This window comes from Gordonia sp. NPDC003425 (assembly GCF_053588635.1).
In genome coordinates, this window is sequence record NZ_JBSFQI010000017.1 from 61,560 (window position 1) to 79,980 (window position 18,421).

12 protein-coding genes are annotated in these 18,421 nt (G+C 67.2%); 10 read left to right on the top strand and 2 right to left on the bottom strand.

The annotated features are described in order from the left end of the window. Positions 1-3 precede the first annotated feature (3 nt). The 10 genes from ACWDTD_RS17550 (at position 4) to ACWDTD_RS17595 (ending at position 14,693) form a co-directional block, all read left to right on the top strand. Entirely contained in the window at positions 4-1,254 is a 1,251-nt protein-coding gene (locus ACWDTD_RS17550; protein ID WP_449748409.1) for a sarcosine oxidase subunit beta family protein, read from the top strand. Between the two features lie 40 nt (positions 1,255-1,294). Beyond that, complete coding sequence (locus ACWDTD_RS17555; RefSeq protein ID WP_449748410.1) at positions 1,295-1,591, top strand: sarcosine oxidase subunit delta; 297 nt, start codon at positions 1,295-1,297, stop codon at positions 1,589-1,591. Then, a complete protein-coding gene (locus ACWDTD_RS17560) occupies positions 1,588-4,467 on the top strand; it encodes an FAD-dependent oxidoreductase (RefSeq protein ID WP_449748411.1) in 2,880 nt (959 codons plus the stop codon). Before ACWDTD_RS17555 ends, ACWDTD_RS17560 begins: the two co-directional genes overlap by 4 nt. Before the next feature lie 31 nt (positions 4,468-4,498). Beyond that, on the top strand, positions 4,499-5,044 hold the full coding sequence (locus tag ACWDTD_RS17565) for a sarcosine oxidase subunit gamma (RefSeq protein ID WP_449748412.1): 546 nt from the start codon (positions 4,499-4,501) through the stop codon (positions 5,042-5,044). After that, positions 5,041-7,494: a GcvT family protein gene (locus ACWDTD_RS17570; RefSeq protein WP_449748413.1), complete on the top strand. Its 2,454-nt coding sequence runs from the start codon at positions 5,041-5,043 to the stop codon at positions 7,492-7,494. Before ACWDTD_RS17565 ends, ACWDTD_RS17570 begins: the two co-directional genes overlap by 4 nt. A gap of 79 nt (positions 7,495-7,573) precedes the next feature. Beyond that, a complete protein-coding gene (locus ACWDTD_RS17575) occupies positions 7,574-9,244 on the top strand; it encodes a BCCT family transporter (protein WP_449748414.1) in 1,671 nt (556 codons plus the stop codon). Beyond that, a complete protein-coding gene (locus ACWDTD_RS17580) occupies positions 9,241-10,746 on the top strand; it encodes an aldehyde dehydrogenase family protein (protein WP_449748415.1) in 1,506 nt (501 codons plus the stop codon). Before ACWDTD_RS17575 ends, ACWDTD_RS17580 begins: the two co-directional genes overlap by 4 nt. Before the next feature lie 17 nt (positions 10,747-10,763). Continuing rightward, complete coding sequence (locus ACWDTD_RS17585; RefSeq protein ID WP_449748416.1) at positions 10,764-12,317, top strand: APC family permease; 1,554 nt, start codon at positions 10,764-10,766, stop codon at positions 12,315-12,317. A 1-nt stretch (position 12,318) separates the two neighbouring features. Beyond that, positions 12,319-13,884: a GMC family oxidoreductase gene (locus ACWDTD_RS17590; protein WP_449748417.1), complete on the top strand. Its 1,566-nt coding sequence runs from the start codon at positions 12,319-12,321 to the stop codon at positions 13,882-13,884. A 23-nt stretch (positions 13,885-13,907) separates the two neighbouring features. Continuing rightward, complete coding sequence (locus ACWDTD_RS17595; protein ID WP_449748418.1) at positions 13,908-14,693, top strand: IclR family transcriptional regulator; 786 nt, start codon at positions 13,908-13,910, stop codon at positions 14,691-14,693. A gap of 435 nt (positions 14,694-15,128) precedes the next feature. Here the strand turns inward: ACWDTD_RS17595 and ACWDTD_RS17600 are convergent, their stop codons facing one another. Both ACWDTD_RS17600 and ACWDTD_RS17605 read right to left on the bottom strand, forming a co-directional pair. Beyond that, positions 15,129-16,646, bottom strand: a complete 1,518-nt coding sequence (locus tag ACWDTD_RS17600; protein WP_449748419.1) for an ATP-dependent DNA ligase — start codon at positions 16,644-16,646, stop codon at positions 15,129-15,131. Then, complete coding sequence (locus ACWDTD_RS17605) at positions 16,643-18,382, bottom strand: SulP family inorganic anion transporter (RefSeq protein ID WP_449748420.1); 1,740 nt, start codon at positions 18,380-18,382, stop codon at positions 16,643-16,645. The genes ACWDTD_RS17600 and ACWDTD_RS17605 overlap by 4 nt, the downstream gene beginning before the upstream one ends. Positions 18,383-18,421: the final 39 nt, after the last annotated feature.

Consider the following 18,421-nt stretch of genomic DNA (forward strand, 5'->3'; position numbering starts at 1 on the left):
CCGATGACACCCCACACAGACTCCCCCGCAACCGCTCCCGGCGCCGATCTGCCTGCTCACCCCGATTTCCTGTGGCACACCCCCGAACCCAAGTCCACCTACGACGTCGTGATCGTCGGCGGCGGTGGACACGGACTGGCCACCGCGCACTACCTCGCCCGCAACCACGGCATCACCAATGTCGCAGTCCTCGAACGTGGTTGGCTCGCCGGCGGCAACATGGCCCGCAACACCACCCTCATCCGGTCCAACTATCTGTGGGACGAGAGCGCGGGCATCTATGAACACTCCCTGAAGCTGTGGGAAGGTCTCGAGGAGGAACTCGGCTACCCGATCCTGTTCAGCCAGCGCGGCGTTCTCAACCTCGCGCACACCGAACAAGACGTCCGCGACAGCATCCGCCGCGTGGAGGCCAACCGGCTCAACGGCATCGACGCCGAGTGGCTCGACCCCAAACAGGTCGCCGACGTCTGCCCGATCGTCAACGTCTCTCCGTCGATCCGCTATCCCGTCCACGGCGCCACCTTCCAGCAGCGCGGCGGCATCGCCAAACACGACTACGTCGCCTGGGGATTCGCACGCTCGGCGAGCAATGCGGGCGTCGACATCATCCAGAACTGTCAGGTCACCGGATTCGTCACCGATGGAGGCAAAGTCACCGCCGTCGAGACCACCCAGGGGCGGATCGGCGCGGGTACCGTGGCGCTTTGCGCCGCCGGACACACCTCCACACTGACCGACCAACTCGGTTTCGGCGTGCCCATCCAAAGCCATCCGCTGCAGGCGCTGGTGTCCGAACTGCTCGAACCCATCCACCCGACGGTGGTGATGTCCAACGCCGTTCACGTCTACGTGTCACAGGCGCACAAGGGCGAACTCGTCATGGGTGCCGGCGTGGACTCCTACAACGGTTACGGACAACGCGGCGCGTTCCACATCATCGAACGCCAGATGGCCGCCGCCGTCGAGCTGTTCCCGGTGTTCGGCCGCGCGCGCCTGCTGCGCACCTGGGGCGGCATCGTCGACGTCACCCCCGACGCCTCTCCCATCATCGGAGCCACCCCCTACCGCAACCTCTATCTCAACTGCGGTTGGGGCACCGGCGGTTTCAAGGCCACTCCCGGTGTCGGGTGGTGCCTGGCGCACACCATCGCCACCGGTGACCCGCACCAGATCAACGCCCCGTTCACGCTCGACCGCTTCGTCACCGGCGCGCTCATCGACGAGCACGGTGCCGCCGCCGTCGCCCACTGACCCCGACCGTCGTCCGCACCGAGAACCGAAAGACTCACCGATGCAACTCATCTCCTGCCCCTACTGCGGCCCACGCGAAGAGGTCGAGTTCCACTATGGCGCGGCGTCCGGTGTCGCCTACCCGCCCGACCCCTCCGCACTCGACGACACCCAGTGGTCGCAGTATCTGTTCTTCCGCCCCAACCCCAAAGGAGAACTCGCCGAACGGTGGTGTCACTCGGCCGGCTGCCGCCAGTGGTTCACCGTCCGCCGAGACACCGTGACCTACGCCTTCAGCGGCGCCACCACCCCGGCACGCCCGCTCACCGATCACCGCGACTCCGGAGATACCCGATGAGCCAACCTTTTCGGCAGCCGACCGGCGGACGCATCGACCGGACCAGCCCGATCGCGTTCACCTTCGACGGCGACACCTACACCGGCTACCGCGGCGACACCCTCGCATCGGCGTTGCTGGCCAACGGTGTTCGTGGCATCACCACCAGTGTCAACCTCGGCCGACCACGCGGGATCACCGGTTCCTGGTCGGAGGACGCCACCGCCCAGGTGGGCATCGACGCACCGTTCATCGAGCCGATGGTTCCGGCGACCACGGTCGAACTGTGCCCGGGGCTCGTCGCCCGCGGGGTCCCCGGACAGGGCGCGTTGTCGATGGTTCCCGACGACGCACGATACGACTCGCTGCACCACCACCCCGACGTGCTCGTGGTGGGCGCCGGCGCAGCTGGGATGATGGCGGCCCTCATCGCAGCGCGTTCCGGCGTGCGGGTGCTCCTCGTCGACGAACGCGCCGAACCGGGCGGCGCCACGCCCTCCGCGCCCTGGGTCTCCGACGCCGTCGCCGAATTCGACGCCCACCCCGGCACCACACGCCTGATCCGCACCACAGCATTCGGCGCCTACGACGACGGATTCATCCTCGCCGTCGAGCAGCGCACCGATCATCTCGGCACCGCCGCGCCCGCGCATGTGTCGCGCCAACGCATCCATCGCATCCGCGCGCGGTGGATCATCCTGGCCACCGGCGCCCACGAGCGGCCGATCGTGTTCGCCGCCAACGACCTTCCCGGCGTGATGCTCGCCGGAGCCGCCACCGATTACCTGCACCGATTTGCCGTCCGTGTGGCCGACCGGCCCCTCGTGTTCGCCGCCTGCGACTCCGCCTACACCGCGGCATTCGACCTCGCCGCCGCGGGCAGTCGCGTGCAGGCGATCGTCGACATCCGCAGCGCGGTGTCCGCCGACCTGCGCGCCGAGGCCGACCGACTCGGTATCCCGGTGCTCACCGGCACCACGGTCCTCGCCGCCTCCCCCGCCCCGTCCCCCGCCGGCGACGCCCCTCCCGCTGGCGACGCGCCCCCCGCTGGTCGAGCTTGTCGAGACCACCACCCCGCCGTCACAGGCGCGACGCTCAGCGACGGCCGCCACGTCGAATGCGACTCGATCCTGGTCAGCGGTGGCTGGAATCCGGCGGTCCACCTCTACAGCCAGCTGCGCGGCCCCATCGCCTTCGACGCCGACGCGTCGGCGTTCCTCCCGGCGGGCTCGGTCGACGGGGTCGAGATTGTCGGGGCCGCAGCCGGACTGGTGCACGAGGGCGCCTGCCTGACCGACGGTCGACGCGGCGGGCTCAACGCGCTCCGCTCGCTCGGCGTACCGGCGCCCGAACTGCGCGCGGTGCCGCGCGTGGTCGACCGCACCCAGGCCGCACCCGCCACCTGCTGGTATGTACCCGACGCCGACGCAACCGAGTCGTTCGTCGACCTCCAGCGCGACGCCACGGTCGCCGCCATCGCCCGCGCCCTCGGTGCCGGCATGCGTTCGGTGGAGCACGTCAAGCGGTACACCACGATCGGCACCGGGCACGACCAGGGAAAGACCTCGGGCATCGTGGCGTCCGGGATCGTCGCCAACATGCTCGGCATCGATCTCGACGACGCCGGGGTCACCACGTTCCGTCCGCCCTACACACCGGTGTCGTTTGCCGCGCTCGCCGGCCGCAACCGCGGCGACCTCTACGACCCCATTCGCCGCACGCCGCTGCACCACTGGCACGTGGAGCACGGCGCGGTGTTCGAAGACGTCGGCCAGTGGAAGCGTCCACGGCACTATCCGCGACCCGGCGAGGACATGCGCGACGCCGTACTGCGCGAATGCACCGCGGTGCGACGCGGGGTCGGCATCCTCGATGGCTCCACCCTCGGGGTCATCGACGTGGCCGGTGCCGACGCGCCCGCCTTTCTCGACATGCTCTACACCAACCTCATGAGCACACTTGCCGTGGGCAAGGTGCGCTACGGCGTGATGTGCGGGCCGGACGGCATGGTGCTCGACGACGGCACGGTGATGCGGATCGCCGACGACCGCTACACCGTCTACACCACCACCGGAAACGCTGCGGCCGTGCTCGATTGGATGGAGGAGTGGCATCAGACCGAGTGGCCGCATCTGACGGTGTTCCTCACCTCGCTCACCGACCACACGTCGACCTTTCCGGTGGTCGGCCCTCGGTCACGCGAGGTGATCGCCAAGGTATTCGGCCATCTCGACGTGGGTAACGACGCCTTCGGGTTCATGGAGTGGCGTGACACCACGTTCGCCGACGCGGTTCCGGTGCGGATCGGCCGAGTCAGCTTCTCCGGCGAACTGGCGTACGAAGTGAACGTCGCCGCCGGCTACGCCGAAACCGTTTGGTGTGCACTGGTATCGGCGGGTGATGAGTTCGGCATCACCCCGTACGGTACCGAGGCCATGCACGTGCTGCGCGCCGAGAAGGGCTACCCGATCATCGGGCAGGACACCGACGGCACGGTGACCCCACAGGATCTCGGAATGTCGTGGGTCGTGTCGAAACGCAAACCCGACTTCCTGGGTAAGCGATCATTCGCTCGCGCAGCCGATCTCACCGAGAGCCGAAAGCAGCTCGTCGGGCTCCTGCCGGTCGACGGCCGGACCCGGCTTCCCGAAGGCGCACAGATCGTCGCCCGCACACCCGACCGCACGTTGCCACCGACCCCGGTACCCATGCTCGGTCACGTCACCTCCAGCTACCTCAGTGCCGAACTGGGCCGCACGTTCGCGCTGGCGCTCGTCAAGGGCGGTCGCGATCGGATCGGCGACATTCTCGACGTCCCCGTCGGCGACACCCTGTGCGAGGTCGAGGTCACCGCACCGTTGTTCGTCGATCCGGAAGGAGACCGCCGCGATGGCTGACACCCTCTCGCCCCGAACCACGTTATCGGACATGGCAGCCCGCATGTCCGACCTCGCTCCGCAGGTGGGGCTGATCGAGACACCCGCACTGGCCCAGGTGGTGGTTCGCACCGCCGAACCCGGCACGGTCGCCGCACTCGGGTTGCCCCCGGTGTGCGCGCTCCGACGCACCCGAGGACGCACGGCCATCTGGCTCGGACCCGACGAGTGGCTGCTGACCGCCACCGACCACACCGGTCCGCAACTTCTCCACGACATCGAATCCCGCTGCACCGGGAGCAGTTACGCCCTCGATGTCTCCGGACAGCGCACCCGGTTGGAGCTCACCGGCCCCCATGCCGCCACCATCCTCGGGCACGGCTGCGCCATCGACCTGTCCCCGCAGGCCTTCGGCTCCGACAGGGCGGTCAGCACGCTTCTCGCCGAGGCCGGTGTGCTCCTGCACCGATTGCACGAATCCTCCGACAGCACAGACGGGTTCGCCATTCTGGTGCGCAGTTCGTTCGCTCACTACCTCGCCGAGTGGCTCATCGACGCGGCCACCGAGTACACCCACACCGCAGAGGACCTCCCATGACCCACCCCAAAGTCGTCATCGTCGGCGCCGGCATCGTCGGTTCCTCGCTGGCGGACGAACTCACCGCCCGCGGCTGCACGGACGTCACCGTCCTCGACCGCGGACCGCTGTTCGCCACCGGTGGTTCCACCTCGCACGCACCGGGACTCGTGTTCGCCACCAACCCGTCGAGGACGATGACCGAACTCGCCACCTACACCATCGAGAAGTTCTCGTCGCTCGAGCATCCCGACGGCTGGTGCTTCAATCCGGTCGGCGGCCTGGAGGTGGCCACCACCGAGCAGCGCTGGGATGACCTGCACCGCAAGGCGGGATGGGCCGCCTCCCGCGGTGTGAACCACGAACTCCTCTTACCGGCCGAATGTGCCGCGCTGTACCCGATCCTCGATCCGGACTGCCTCGTCGGAGGCCTGCACACCCCGGACGACGGACTGGCCAAGGCGCTGCGCGCCGTGGAAGCCCAGGCCCGCAGAGCCATGTCACGGGGAGCCGTGTTCCGGCCACACACCGATGTTGTCGATGTCGTCGAATCGGGTGGCCGGGTCAGCGGCGTCCGCACCTCCACCGGCATCGTCGACGCCGACATCGTGGTGTGCTGCACCGGTTTCTGGGGCCGCGAGTTCGGTCGGCGCGTGGGCCTGACCATCCCGCTGGTACCGATGGCCCACCAGTACGCCATCACCACCCCGCTCGAGTCCCGTACCGGTATCAACTCCCCGCTCTCCGAGGCGTCGTTGCCCATCCTGCGCCACCAGGATCACGACCTCTACTACCGCGAGCACGGTGACCGCATCGGCATCGGCTACTACGGACACCGTCCGATGCCCGCGGACGTCTCCGCACTCGATCCCACCGTCTCCGCCCTTGCGATGCCGTCCAAACTCACGTTCACACCCGAGGACTTCGACGAGGCGTGGGCCCAAACCACCACGCTTCTACCCGAACTCGGCAACGGGAAGGTCGAAGAGGGGTTCAACGGCATCTTCTCCTTCACCCCCGACGGCCACTCCATCATGGGTGAACACCGGGAACTGCCCGGCTTTTGGGTCGCCGAAGCGGTGTGGGTGACGCATTCGGCCGGCGTGGCGCGCACCATGGCCGAGTGGATCATCGACGGCACCCCGGGCGTCGACGTGCACGAGACCGATCTCTACCGCTTCGAGGACGCCGCCCTCACCGACGACTTCATCCTCACCACCAGCTCGCAGTCGTTCGTCGAGGTCTACGACATCATCCACCCGCATGACCAGCGACGGGCGCCGCGCGAACTGCGTACCAGTCCGTTTCACGACCGTGCGGCCGCCGCGGGCGCCGTCTTCTGGGAGGCCGGGCTCTGGGAACGGCCCGCGTGGTTCGAATCGAATGCCGCCGTCCTCGACGAGCTGCTCGCCGACGGTCTGTCGATTCCCGAGCGAGACTCGTGGTCGGCGCGGCACTGGTCGCCGATCGCGGTGGCCGAGGCCGTCTGGACGCGCCGGAACGTCGCCATGTACGACATGACGCCGCTGACCCGCTTCGAACTGGCCGGACCGGGTGCACTCGAACTGCTGCAGCACCTCACCACCAACAACCTCGACAAGTCGGTGGGATCGGTGACCTACACACTGATACTCGACGAAAAGGGCGGTGTTCGTTCCGATCTCACCATCGCCCGCCTTGCTGACGACGTGTTCCAGATCGGCGCCAACGGGCCGGTCGACTTCGACTGGATCGCAAGGCATCTCGGCACCGCGTCGGCACCGGTCACGCTTCGCGACATCACCGGCGCCACCTGCTGCGTCGGATTGTGGGGTCCGCTCGCACGAAAGGTTTTGGCGCCGCTCACGCCCGCCGACCTCACCAACAACGGACTCAAGTACTTCCGTAGCCTGTCCACCACCGTCGGATCCATCCCGGTCACCCTGATGCGGGTCTCCTACGTCGGTGAACTCGGTTGGGAGATCTACACCAGCGCCGACCACGGACGCGCCCTGTGGGATCTGCTCGCCGCCGCGGGCGCCGAACACCGCATCATTCCCGCGGGCCGGATCGCGTTCAACAGTCTGCGCATCGAAAAGGGGTACCGTTCGGCGGGCGTCGACATGACCACCGAACATACCCCCGACGCCGCCGGACTCGGTTTCGCCGTCCGCATGAACAAGGCCGAGTTCATCGGCAAGGATGCGCTGTCGGACCGGGAGAACCCGATGACGCTGCGCACCCTCCGCTTCACCGACCCGGCGGCCGTGGTTCTCGGCAAGGAACCGGTGTGCATCGACGGCGAGGTGGCCGGCTACGTCACCAGCGCCGGGTGGTCGCCGACCGTCGGCGCCTGCCTGGCCTACGCGTGGCTACCCGCCGACACCACCGTCGGCACCTCTGTTTCGGTCGACTACCTGCGGTTTTCGTACGATGCCGAGATCGTCGCCGATCCCGTCGTCGATCCCGACATGAGTCGTATCCGCGGTTGAACCCCCCGAACCGGTGCACAGCGGCCAAGCGGTTCGGGGATACTGCAATGACGTCCACAAGCTGTAAGAGGTGAAACCGATGAGCATTTCCGCATCAGATCGCCTGCGTCCGAGGCTCGACCCCGTCGTCTTCGGGGTCACCGCGGCGCTGGTGATCGCCTTCCTGGTCTGGGGTCTGGTGGCGCCCGACAACCTCTCCTCCGTCGGCAGCACCGTGCTGAATTGGATCACCGGAAATCTGGGCTGGCTGTTCATCCTGTCGGCAACGGGATTCGTGATCTTCGCGATCTTCCTGGCCATCAGCAAGTACGGGCGCATTCCGCTGGGCAAGGACGGTGAGGCGCCGGAATATCGCACGGTCAGCTGGATCGCCATGATGTTCAGCGCCGGCATGGGTATCGGACTGATGTTCTTCGGCTCCTACGAGCCGCTGTTCCACTATGTCGAGGCACCACCGGGAATGTCCGCCCACGACGTGCAGGCGGCCATGGCCACCACCATGTTCCACTGGGGATTTCATCCCTGGGCGATGTATGCCGTGGTGGGTCTCGCCATCGCCTACAGCACCTACCGGCTGGGCCGCAATCAGCTGATGAGTTCGGTATTCGAACCGCTCCTGGGCAGCTCGGCGCACGGTGCGGGCGGCAAGGTGATCGACATCCTCGCGATCTTCGCCACCCTGTTCGGCACCGTGGCCTCGCTGGGACTCGGTGCGCTGCAGATCGGTTCGGGTCTCAACAAGGTGGGCTGGGTCAACAATCCGGGCACCCTGTTGCTCGTCGCGATCATCGCGATCCTCACCGCCGCGTTCGTCGCGTCGGCGGTGTCGGGAATCGCCAAGGGAATCCAGTGGCTGTCCAACATCAACATGGTGCTCGCGCTCATCCTGGCAGTGTTCGTCTTCGTGGTCGGCCCCACCGTGTTCATCCTCAACCTGCTGCCCACCACCCTCGGTGCGTACGCCAACGACGTCACCTCGTTCTCGGCACGCTCGTCGGCCACCGTCGACGCCGACGGTGAGAGCTGGCTGGCCGGGTGGACCATCTTCTACTGGGCGTGGTGGGTGTCGTGGACACCGTTCGTCGGCATGTTCCTGGCCAAGATCTCCAGGGGCCGCACCATCCGCGAGTTCGTGATCGGGGTGATGGTGGTGCCGACCACCGTGTCGCTGCTGTGGTTCTGCATCTTCGGCGGCACCGCGATCCGGCAGAACATGGACGGCATCCTGCCCTTCGACCCGAGTACCAGCGCCAGCGAAAGCACCCTGTTCGACGTGCTGGGGCACATGCCGTGGACGGGTGTGGCATCGGCCCTGGTGATGATCCTGGTCGCCATCTTCTTCGTCTCCGGCGCCGACTCCGCGTCGCTGGTCATGGGCACCCTGTCGCAGCGCGGTGCGCACGAACCCACACGACTGGTCACCGTGTTCTGGGGCGTGTGTACCGGCGCGGTGGCCGCGGTGCTGCTCGCCATCAGCGGCGACGACGGCCTCAACGGGATCAAGCAGATGGCCATCATCGCCGCGCTCCCGTTCGTCCTGGTGATGATCGGCATGTGCGTGTCGTTGTACCTGGATCTGCGTCGTGACCCGCTGATCGTGGCGCGCGGCAAGCTCTTCCAGCAGGTCGACCGCCACATCCGCGAGGAGGCCGTGCGCATCGAGACCGGCGAGTTCGAGGCCATCAGCCCCAACGGTGACGCCCCCACCTCCCCGGCCGGCAGGGAACGGTCCCTCGGCGGACAACAATGACCGGCTTCGAGAGCCCACTGATCGGCGCGGCTCACCTCTACGTCGACGGCCGGTGGCGCACCGCCTCCGACGACGGTCGTCGTGAACTGATCAATCCGGCGACCGGTGAGGTCCTCACCACCGTCGACGAGGCGACTCCGCACGATGCCACGGCCGCGGTGGCCGCGGCCCGCGCGACTTTCGACGACGGGGCGTGGCCGGCCACCCCGGTTGCCGAACGTGCGGCGCTGTTGTGCCGGATCGCCGATCTGCTGGTGCGCGACAAGGAGGAGTTGTCCCGGATCGAAACCCTCGACACCGGGAAGACGTTGGCGGAGAGCGAGATCGACATCGACGACGTGGAGTCGGTGTTCCGGTACTACGCCGCGCAGATCGAAACCTCCGCCGATCGGGTCGTCGATGTCGGCAACCCGGCGGTCATCAGCCGCGTGGTGCGGGAGCCGATCGGCGTATGCGTTCTGATCGCGCCGTGGAACTATCCGCTGCTGCAGATGTCGTGGAAGATCGCTCCGGCACTCGCCGCCGGGTGCACCATGGTGGCCAAGCCCAGCGAGGTGACCCCGCTGTCGACCATCGCGTTCGTCCGGTTGTGCGAGGAGGCCGGTGTGCCGCCCGGCGTGCTCAACCTGGTGCAGGGATCGGGTGCGTCGCTCGGCGCCGCCCTCACCGACACCCCGGAGGTCGACTTCATCTCGTTCACCGGCGGATTGGCCACCGGCACCATCATTTCCCGCACCGCCGCCGCCCACGTCACCAAGGTGGCCGTCGAACTCGGCGGCAAGAACCCGCACATCGTATTTCCCGACGCCGATTGGGAGTCGTCGGTCGATCAGGTGCTCACCGGCGTCTTCCTGCACTCCGGTCAGGTGTGCTCGTCGGGGACGCGACTCATCGTGCACTCCTCGATCGCCGACCGTTTCGTCGACGCCCTGGTGGAGCGTGCCGGGAAGATCGTGATGGGCGATGGTCTCGACTCGGCCAGCAAGACCGGCCCGCTGGTGTCGCAGGCCCAGCTGGACAAGATGCACCACTACGTGAAGATCGCGCTCGACGAAGGTGCCGTACTCCGCTGCGGCGGAGACCGTCCCGATCGCCCCCACCTGCATCCGGGTGGCTACTACTTCGCACCGACCATCTTCGACCGGTGCGACGCGACGATGCAGGTCGTGCAGGACGAGACGTTCGGCCCGATCCTCACCGTCGAACGATTCGACACCGAGGATCAAGCCCTCGCCCTGGGCAACGACACCTCTTACGGCCTGGCCGCCGCCGTGCGCACGTCCGACGCTGCGCTCGGCGAACGAATGGTCCGCGGCCTGCGGCACGGCACGGTGTGGCTCAACGACTTCGGCTACTACACGCCCGCCGCAGAGTGGGGCGGATTCGGCAAGTCCGGCAACGGTCGCGAACTCGGACCGACCGGTCTCGCGGAATACCAGGAAACCAAACACATCTGGCACAACACCGCGCCGTCGTCGTCGCAGTGGTTCACCACCGACTGACCACGAGAAGAGGAACGATGGCCACCGACCCGACTCCGAGGGCTTCCGCCGAGACCGACGGTCTCGAAGACTTCGGATACAAGCAGTCCCTCGACCGCAGCATCGGCAAGTTCGCCAGCTTCGCCGCGGGCGTCAGCTACATCTCCATCCTGACCGGCACCTTTCAGCTGTTCTACTTCGGATTCGGCACCGCCGGACCGGCCTACCTGTGGTCGTGGCCGATGGTGTTCGTCGGACAGCTCTGCGTCGCACTGTGTTTCATGGAACTCGCCGCGAAGTACCCGGTGGCCGGTTCGGTCTACAACTGGGCCAAACGACTCGGCACACAACTCGTCGGCTGGTCGGCGGGCTGGCTGATGCTCACCGCATCGATCGTCACCCTCTCGGCGGTGGTGCTGGCGCTGCAGCTCAACCTGCCACGACTGTGGAGCGGTTTCCAGATCTACGGCGACATCAACGATCCCACCGATTACGCTGTCAACGCCGTCATCCTGGGTGCGATCCTGGTGGCCATCACCACCGCCATCAACGCGTGGAGCGTGCGGCTGATGGCGCTGATCAACAGCGTCGGAGTGTTCGTGGAACTCATCGCCGCGGTGCTGATCGCGATCATCCTTGCCTTCAACATCACCCGTGGCCCGCAGGTGTTCTTCTCCACCAACGGTTATGGGGCCGGCGAGAGCGGCGGCTACCTCGGCGCCTTCCTCATCGCCTCCCTCGCATCGGGCTATGTGATGTACGGCTTCGACACCGCCAGCTCACTCGGTGAGGAGACCGTCGAACCCCGACGCACCGCTCCCAAGGCCATCCTGCGCGCCATCCTCGCCTCGTTCGTGATCGGCGGAGCCATTCTCGTATTCGCGATCATGGCAGCGCCCAACCTCGACGATCCCAAACTCGGCCAGCCCGACGGCAGCCTGCAGTACATCGTGGAGAGTGTGATGTGGGGGCCCGCGAGCAAGGTGTTCCTCGTCGCGATCGTGGTGGCGGTGTTCGTGTGTTCGCTCGCGGTGCACACCGCCGCCATCCGGCTGATGTTCGCGATGGCCCGCGACAACGCGCTGCCGTTCGGCGAGCACCTCGCCAAAGTTGACACCAAACGGCAGACCCCGGTGATCCCCGCATTCGTCATCGGCATCCTCGCTGTGCTGATCCTGGTGATCAACATCGACCAGCCGAAGATCTTCACCGTGCTCACGTCGATCGCGATCATCATGATCTATCTGGCCTACCTGATGGTCACAGCACCGATGCTGCTCAAGCGATTCCGCGGCCAATGGCCGCCCGCCGACCTCGCCCCCGGCGGCTACTTCACCATGGGCCGATGGGGAACGTTCGTCAACGTCGTCGCGGTGGTCTGGGGAATCGCGATGGCGCTCAACCTCGCCTGGCCGCGCGCCGCCGTCTACGGCACTCCCTGGTACAACACGTGGGGCGCGTTCGTGTACATCGGCGTGATCCTCGGACTCGGCCTGCTCTGGTATTTCACCGTGGGACGCCGCAACATCGGGACACTCGCCTCTCACGCGCACGCACCGTCGCCGGCGGACACACTGGGCGGGGGACTCTGACGTGGCCGCCTACGACTACGTCATCGCCGGTGGCGGCACCGCCGGATGTGTTCTGGCGGCGCGACTGTCGGAAGACCCGGACACCACGGTGTGCCTGGTGGAGGCCGGGCCGTCCGACGTCGACGACCCCGCCATCCTGGTGCTCGCCGACTGGATGCACCTGCTCGACTCCGGCTACGACTGGGATTACCCGGTGGAGCCACAGGAGCACGGCAACAGCTTCCTGCGTCACGCCCGAGCGAAGGTGCTCGGCGGCTGCTCCTCACACAACTCGTGCATCGCGTTCTGGCCGCTGGCACAAGGCCTGCGGGACTGGGAGGCCGCCGGCGCCACCGGATGGGGACCCGAGGGGGTGCTTCCGTACGTCGCTCGGGTGGAGAACAACGTCGCCGACGGCACCTATCAGGGCTATCCCCACGGGCACGACGGTCCGGTGCGCCTAAGGGATGTGCCTCCCGATGATCCTTGTGGCCGTGCGGTTCTCGACTCCGCTGCCACGGTCGGTCTGCCCACGGTGCAGTTCAACCGCGGCGATTGGCACCTCAACGCCGCCGGCTGGCTGCAGATCAACGCCAACGAGGCGGGCGAACGGATGTCCTCGTCGCACGCCTACCTGCATCCGCTCCTGGGATCGCGACCCAATCTGACCGTCCTCACCGACAGCTGGATCAGCGAGATCCTCATCGACGACGACCTGCGCGCGACCGGGGTGCGCTTCCTGCGACCCGACCTCACCGGCTACGACACCGTGACCGCACGACGCGAGGTGATCGTCACCGCCGGCGCCATCGACACCCCGAAACTGTTGATGCTCAGCGGCATCGGTCCCGCCGATCACCTGCGTGAGGTGGGGATTGAGGTGCGTGTCGACGCGCCCGGCGTCGGCGCCAACCTCGACGATCACGTCGAGGGGCTGGTGTTCTGGGAGGCGTCACGGCCGATGGTCACCGAGTCGACCCAGTGGTGGGAGATCGGCCTGTTCGCCACCACCCGCGACGGACTCGATCACTCCGACCTGATGATGCATTACGGCAGCGTGCCGTTCGACATGAACACGATGCGCTGGGGCTATCCGACCACCGAGAACGGGTTCTGCCTGACACCCAATGTGACGCAGGGTCTCTCACGCGGCACCGTCCGGCTCCGGTCTCGTGACTTCCGCGACCGCCCCAAGGTGGATCCGCGGTACTTCACCGACGCCGACGGCCACGACGAGCAGGTGATGCTCGCCGGCATCAAACTTGCGCGAGAGATCGGCGCGCAGGCCCCGCTCACCGACTGGGTGGCGCGCGAACTGGCCCCCGGACCGGACGCGGTCACCGATCACGAACTGATCGACTACATCCACAAGACGCACAACACCGTCTACCACCCGGCCGCCACCGCGAAGATGGGGGCCGTCTCCGACCCCATGGCGGTCCTCGATCCCTCGCTGCGTGTGAAGGGCGTGAAGGGATTACGCGTGGTGGACGCGTCCGCGATGCCCAAGCTGCCGGTGATCAATCCGAACATCACGGTGATGACCATGGCCGAGAAACTCGCGGACATGATGAGGTCGGGTCACTGATGCCGAGTACGGTGACGGGCACGATGACCGACATTCCAGAACCGGAGAAATCCGCTGGCACCGCAGTGCAGTCCGTCGATCGCGCGCTGCAGATCATGGAGCTCATCGCCGAGACCGGCAGTGCCGGGATCACCGACATGTCGGTGCGGCTCGGCGTGCACAAGTCGACCGTCTCCCGCATTGTCGCCTCCCTCGAAGCGCGTGGATTCGTCGAGCAGATTCCCGGTGGCCGGCAGTACCGGATCGGTTTCACCATCGTCCGTCTCGCCGGATCGACTACGGCAACAATGGATCTCACCAAGCTCGGCCAGGACATCTGCACCGCGTTGGCCGAGGAGACCGGGGAGACCACCAATCTCGCGGTGCTCAGCGGCGCCGAGGCGATCAACGTGGTCGAGGCGTTGGGTCCGTCGAGCGTCGCACTGCAGACGTGGGTCGGTCAGGCCTCGCCGGCGCATGCCACGTCGTCGGGGAAGGTTCTGCTGGCCGGGCTGACGGAACCGGCGTTGCGCGCAATGTATAGCGATGGACTGAAGCGGTACACCGATCACACCATCACCGATCTCGACGAGTTGGTGGCCGACGTCGCACTGACCGCCGAACGAGGCTGGGCCGTCGCCGACGAAGAACTCGAGGTGGGCCTGGTGGCGATCGCCGCACCCGTGCGCGATCACACCAAGGGTGTCATCTCCGCGCTCAGCATCTCCGGCCCGCGCTACCGCCTCGACCCCGCCCACGCCCCCGATATCGCCCCCGCCGTGGTCGCTGCCGCCGACCAACTCAGCCGCCGCTTCGGCTACCGCCCCTGACGTCCCCCCGCTGGTTGAGCTGCCACCCGCTGGTTGAGCCCGCCACCCGCTGGTTGAGCTGCCACCCGCTGGTTGAGCCTGTCGAAACCACCCCGCTGGTTGAGCTGCCACCCGCTGGTTGAGCCTGTCGAAACCACCCCGCTGGCTGAGCCCGCCACCCCGCTGGTTGAGCCTGTCGAAACCACCCCGCTGGTTGAGTCCGCCACTCCGCTGGTTGAGCCTGTCGAAACCACCCCGCCGGTTGAGCTGTGATTACGCTGGTTGAGCTTGTCGAAACCACCCCGCTGGTTGAGCTGCCACCCGCTGGTTGAGCCTGTCGAAACCACCCCGCCGGCTGAGCCGTCACCCCGCTGGTTGAGCTTGTCGAAACCACCTAATGGGCACGATCAACGCGATTCCGGGCACGCTCGACGTCGATCTGAGACGCTGCACACCTCACGGCAGCAGTGCGCGCACCGCGTCGATCGTGTCCGCCTCGGCAGCCGTCTTGTCCGGACGGTAGCGCAGCACCCGCGCGAACCGCAGCGCCACACCGCCGGGATAGCGCGAACTGCGTTGCACCCCATCGAGTTCGATCTCCACGACGATCTCGGGCCGCAGGAACACCGCGTACTCCGACCGCGACACCTCGTGCCGCGGAAACTCTTCGGTCTGCCACCGCAGCAACTCGTCGGTCAGCCCTTTGAACGTCTTGCCGACCATCACCGGCGGACCCCCGTCGGGGTCGCGGGCGCCGAGGTGCAGATTCGACAGGAATCCGGTCCGTCGCCCCGACCCCCACTCCGCACCGATCACCACGAGGTCGACGGTGTGCACCGGCTTCACCTTCTGCCACGCCTTGCCCCGACGCCCGGCGGCATAAACGCCCTGCAGCGATTTCACCATCACCCCCTCGTGCCCGTGGGAGATCGCTGCGTCGAACTGCGCCTGCGCCTGTGCCGCATCGGGATTGAGGATCGACGGGATACGCAGCCCGGGGGCGACAACGTCGAGTGCGTCGAGCCGCTCGGCCAGTGGCCGGTCGATGAGGTCGGTGCCGTCGAGGTGCAGGCAGTCGAAGAAGAACGGCTGCAACAGCCGTGGCTCGACACTGGAATCGGTCGCCGACCCGAACCGGCTCATCGTTTCCTGGAAGGGTCGCGGCCGACCGTCGTCGTGCAGGGTCAGCGTCTCTCCGTCGAGAATCACCGAGCGGCACGGCAATCCGAGAGCAACCTCCACCAGGTCGGGTACTCGGTCGGTGACCTCGCGCAATGTGCGGGTGAACACAGCCACGTCGTCGCCGTCGCGGTGCACCTGAATGCGCGCTCCGTCGAGTTTGTAGTCCACCACCAGATCCGGCCCCAATGTCGTGAGCGCGGAGCCCAAGTCGTCTGCCGGGGTGGCCAGCATCGGCGCCACCGCTCGCCCCACTTGCAATGTCACCGCACGCAACGCGGCCGATCCGCCGTGGGTGGCCAGCACCGCCGTCTCCGACAACGACCCCGTGAGCATGTGCGCCCGCCGCACCAGGTCGAGGGGCTGGCCGGTCGCGGCGGCGATGGCGTCGACCATCAGCCCCACCAGCGCCCCCTGCCGCAGTTCGCCGGTCAGCAGCCGACGCAGAAAGTTCTGCTCGGCCACCGTGGCCCGCCCGAACAGCGACGCCAGGATGTCCCTACGCATCCCCGCCGATCCGGCACCACCGAGCCCGGCCAGCGCGGTGAAGTCGGCGTCCACCTCGCCGACGTCGAGCAGTGATTCGCCGGCGCCCGCCACGTCGAGTGACATCAGCGACCGCCAGCCGATACCGAGTCGCCCCTGCGGGATCTCACCGGAGAGCCAGGCAACCAGGATCGGGATCTCGTCGGCGGACGCCGCCGCCAGCAGGCTTACCAGCTCCGCGGTTTTCGCTTTGCGGGAACGGGTTTCGGCAATCGCCGCGGACGTCGACACCACCTCGGCGAGCTTCATGGCGCACCGTCGGGCCGTGCCGCGCCCCGCCCCGACGTGGCATCGGGGAAGGCTGCCTCGTAAGCCCGTACCGCCGCTCCGACGGTCGGGAACACGTGGTCGGGGTTGAGGTCGGCCAACACGCCCTCGGTGAGCAGCGTGCCCTGCAGTTCCGGATCGACACCGGCCAGAACGAAATGCGCGTTGCGCGAGTGGACAAAGGTGATCAGCCGGACCAGCGTCGCCGACGCCGAGTAGTCGACATCGGAGATCACCGTGCAATCGAGCACCAGCCACCGCAGCCGATGCGGAGCCTTGTCCACCAGTCCCATCACGTCGTCGGCGAACCGGCTGGCATTGGCGTAGAACAGGTCGGCGTCGTAGCGGAACACGATGAGCCCCGGCAACGATTCGGTTCCGGGTTCGGCAGGCTGATACCGGCGATTGCGGCCGTGGTCGGACACCCCAACCACGAACCGGCGCGGCTGGTACTGGCGCCGGATGATGGCCAGCAGCGAGACGGCCATCGCGGTCAGAATGCCCGTCTGCACACCGAAGACCACCACCACGACAGCCGTGAACACGGCCACCGCGAACTCTTCTTTGCGCACCTGCCACATTCGGCGGAAGGCGTGCACATCGATGAGGTCGACGGCCACCAGGAACACCACCGCCGACAACACCGCGTCGGGCAGATTGGCCAGTGCACCGTCGAGAAACACGACCACCACAAACGTGATCGCGGCCATGGTGAGATTGGCGACCTGTGTGCGACCGTGTTCCGCGTCGAGGAGTTGGGTCTTGGTGGGACTGCCGTTCACGACGAAGGTGGAGGAGAACCCCGCCACGATGTTCGACGCGGATAGTCCGACGATGTCCCGGTTGACGTCGGCGATCTCGCCGTGCTTCTGAGCGAAACTGCGTGCGGTGGCGGCACTCTGGGCCAGGATCACGATGGCACAGCCGATGGCCACGGTCGCGGCCTTCGGGATGTCGGTCCAGGTGACACCGTCCGGAACGCCGAACTGCGGCAGGCCGCCGTGCACCTCCCCGACCACCGGGAGATCGTCGGCCCACCCGAAGATGCCGACCACCGCGATCGACCCGATCACCACCAGAATGGGCATCGGTAACCGGGGCACCAGGATTCGCGACGCGATCAGCGCCACCAAAGTGACGATGGCGAACGTGACAGCGGCCCAATCGATCCGGTCGATCTCGGAGATCACGTGGGCCCACCGCTGCCAGATCCGGCCGTCGCTGCCGGAGATGCCCAACATGCCGGGTATCTGCCCGGTGAGCACCACGATGCCGGTTCCGGTGAGAAAGCCGGTGAGCACGGCCGTCGACAAGAAGTCGCCGAGAAACCCCAGGCGCAGCAGACGGGCAACGGCCAGCAGCCCTCCGGTGACCACCGCGATCAGCGCGGCCCAACCCAACCACTGCGGTGAATTCGGCTGTAGCCCACCCACTCCGAGACCCGCGATACCCGAGGCCAGGAGGGCGGCGGTGGCCGAGTCGGCTCCCACCACCATCATGCGTGCCGCGCCGACCACCGCGAACACCACGACGGGCAGGATCAGCGTGTACAGGCCCGCGGACACCGGAACGTGCGCGATGGTGCTGTAGCCCATCGATTCCGGGATCGCGACGGCCGCGAGTGTGCCGCCCGCGAGGACATCGGTACGCAACCAACTGCGTTGATATCCGGAGAATGCCGGCGGGACCAGCCGGCTCACCCACGACGAGGCGGTCACCGACCCGAGGTTACCCGGCCTGGATCGGCGACCACCACA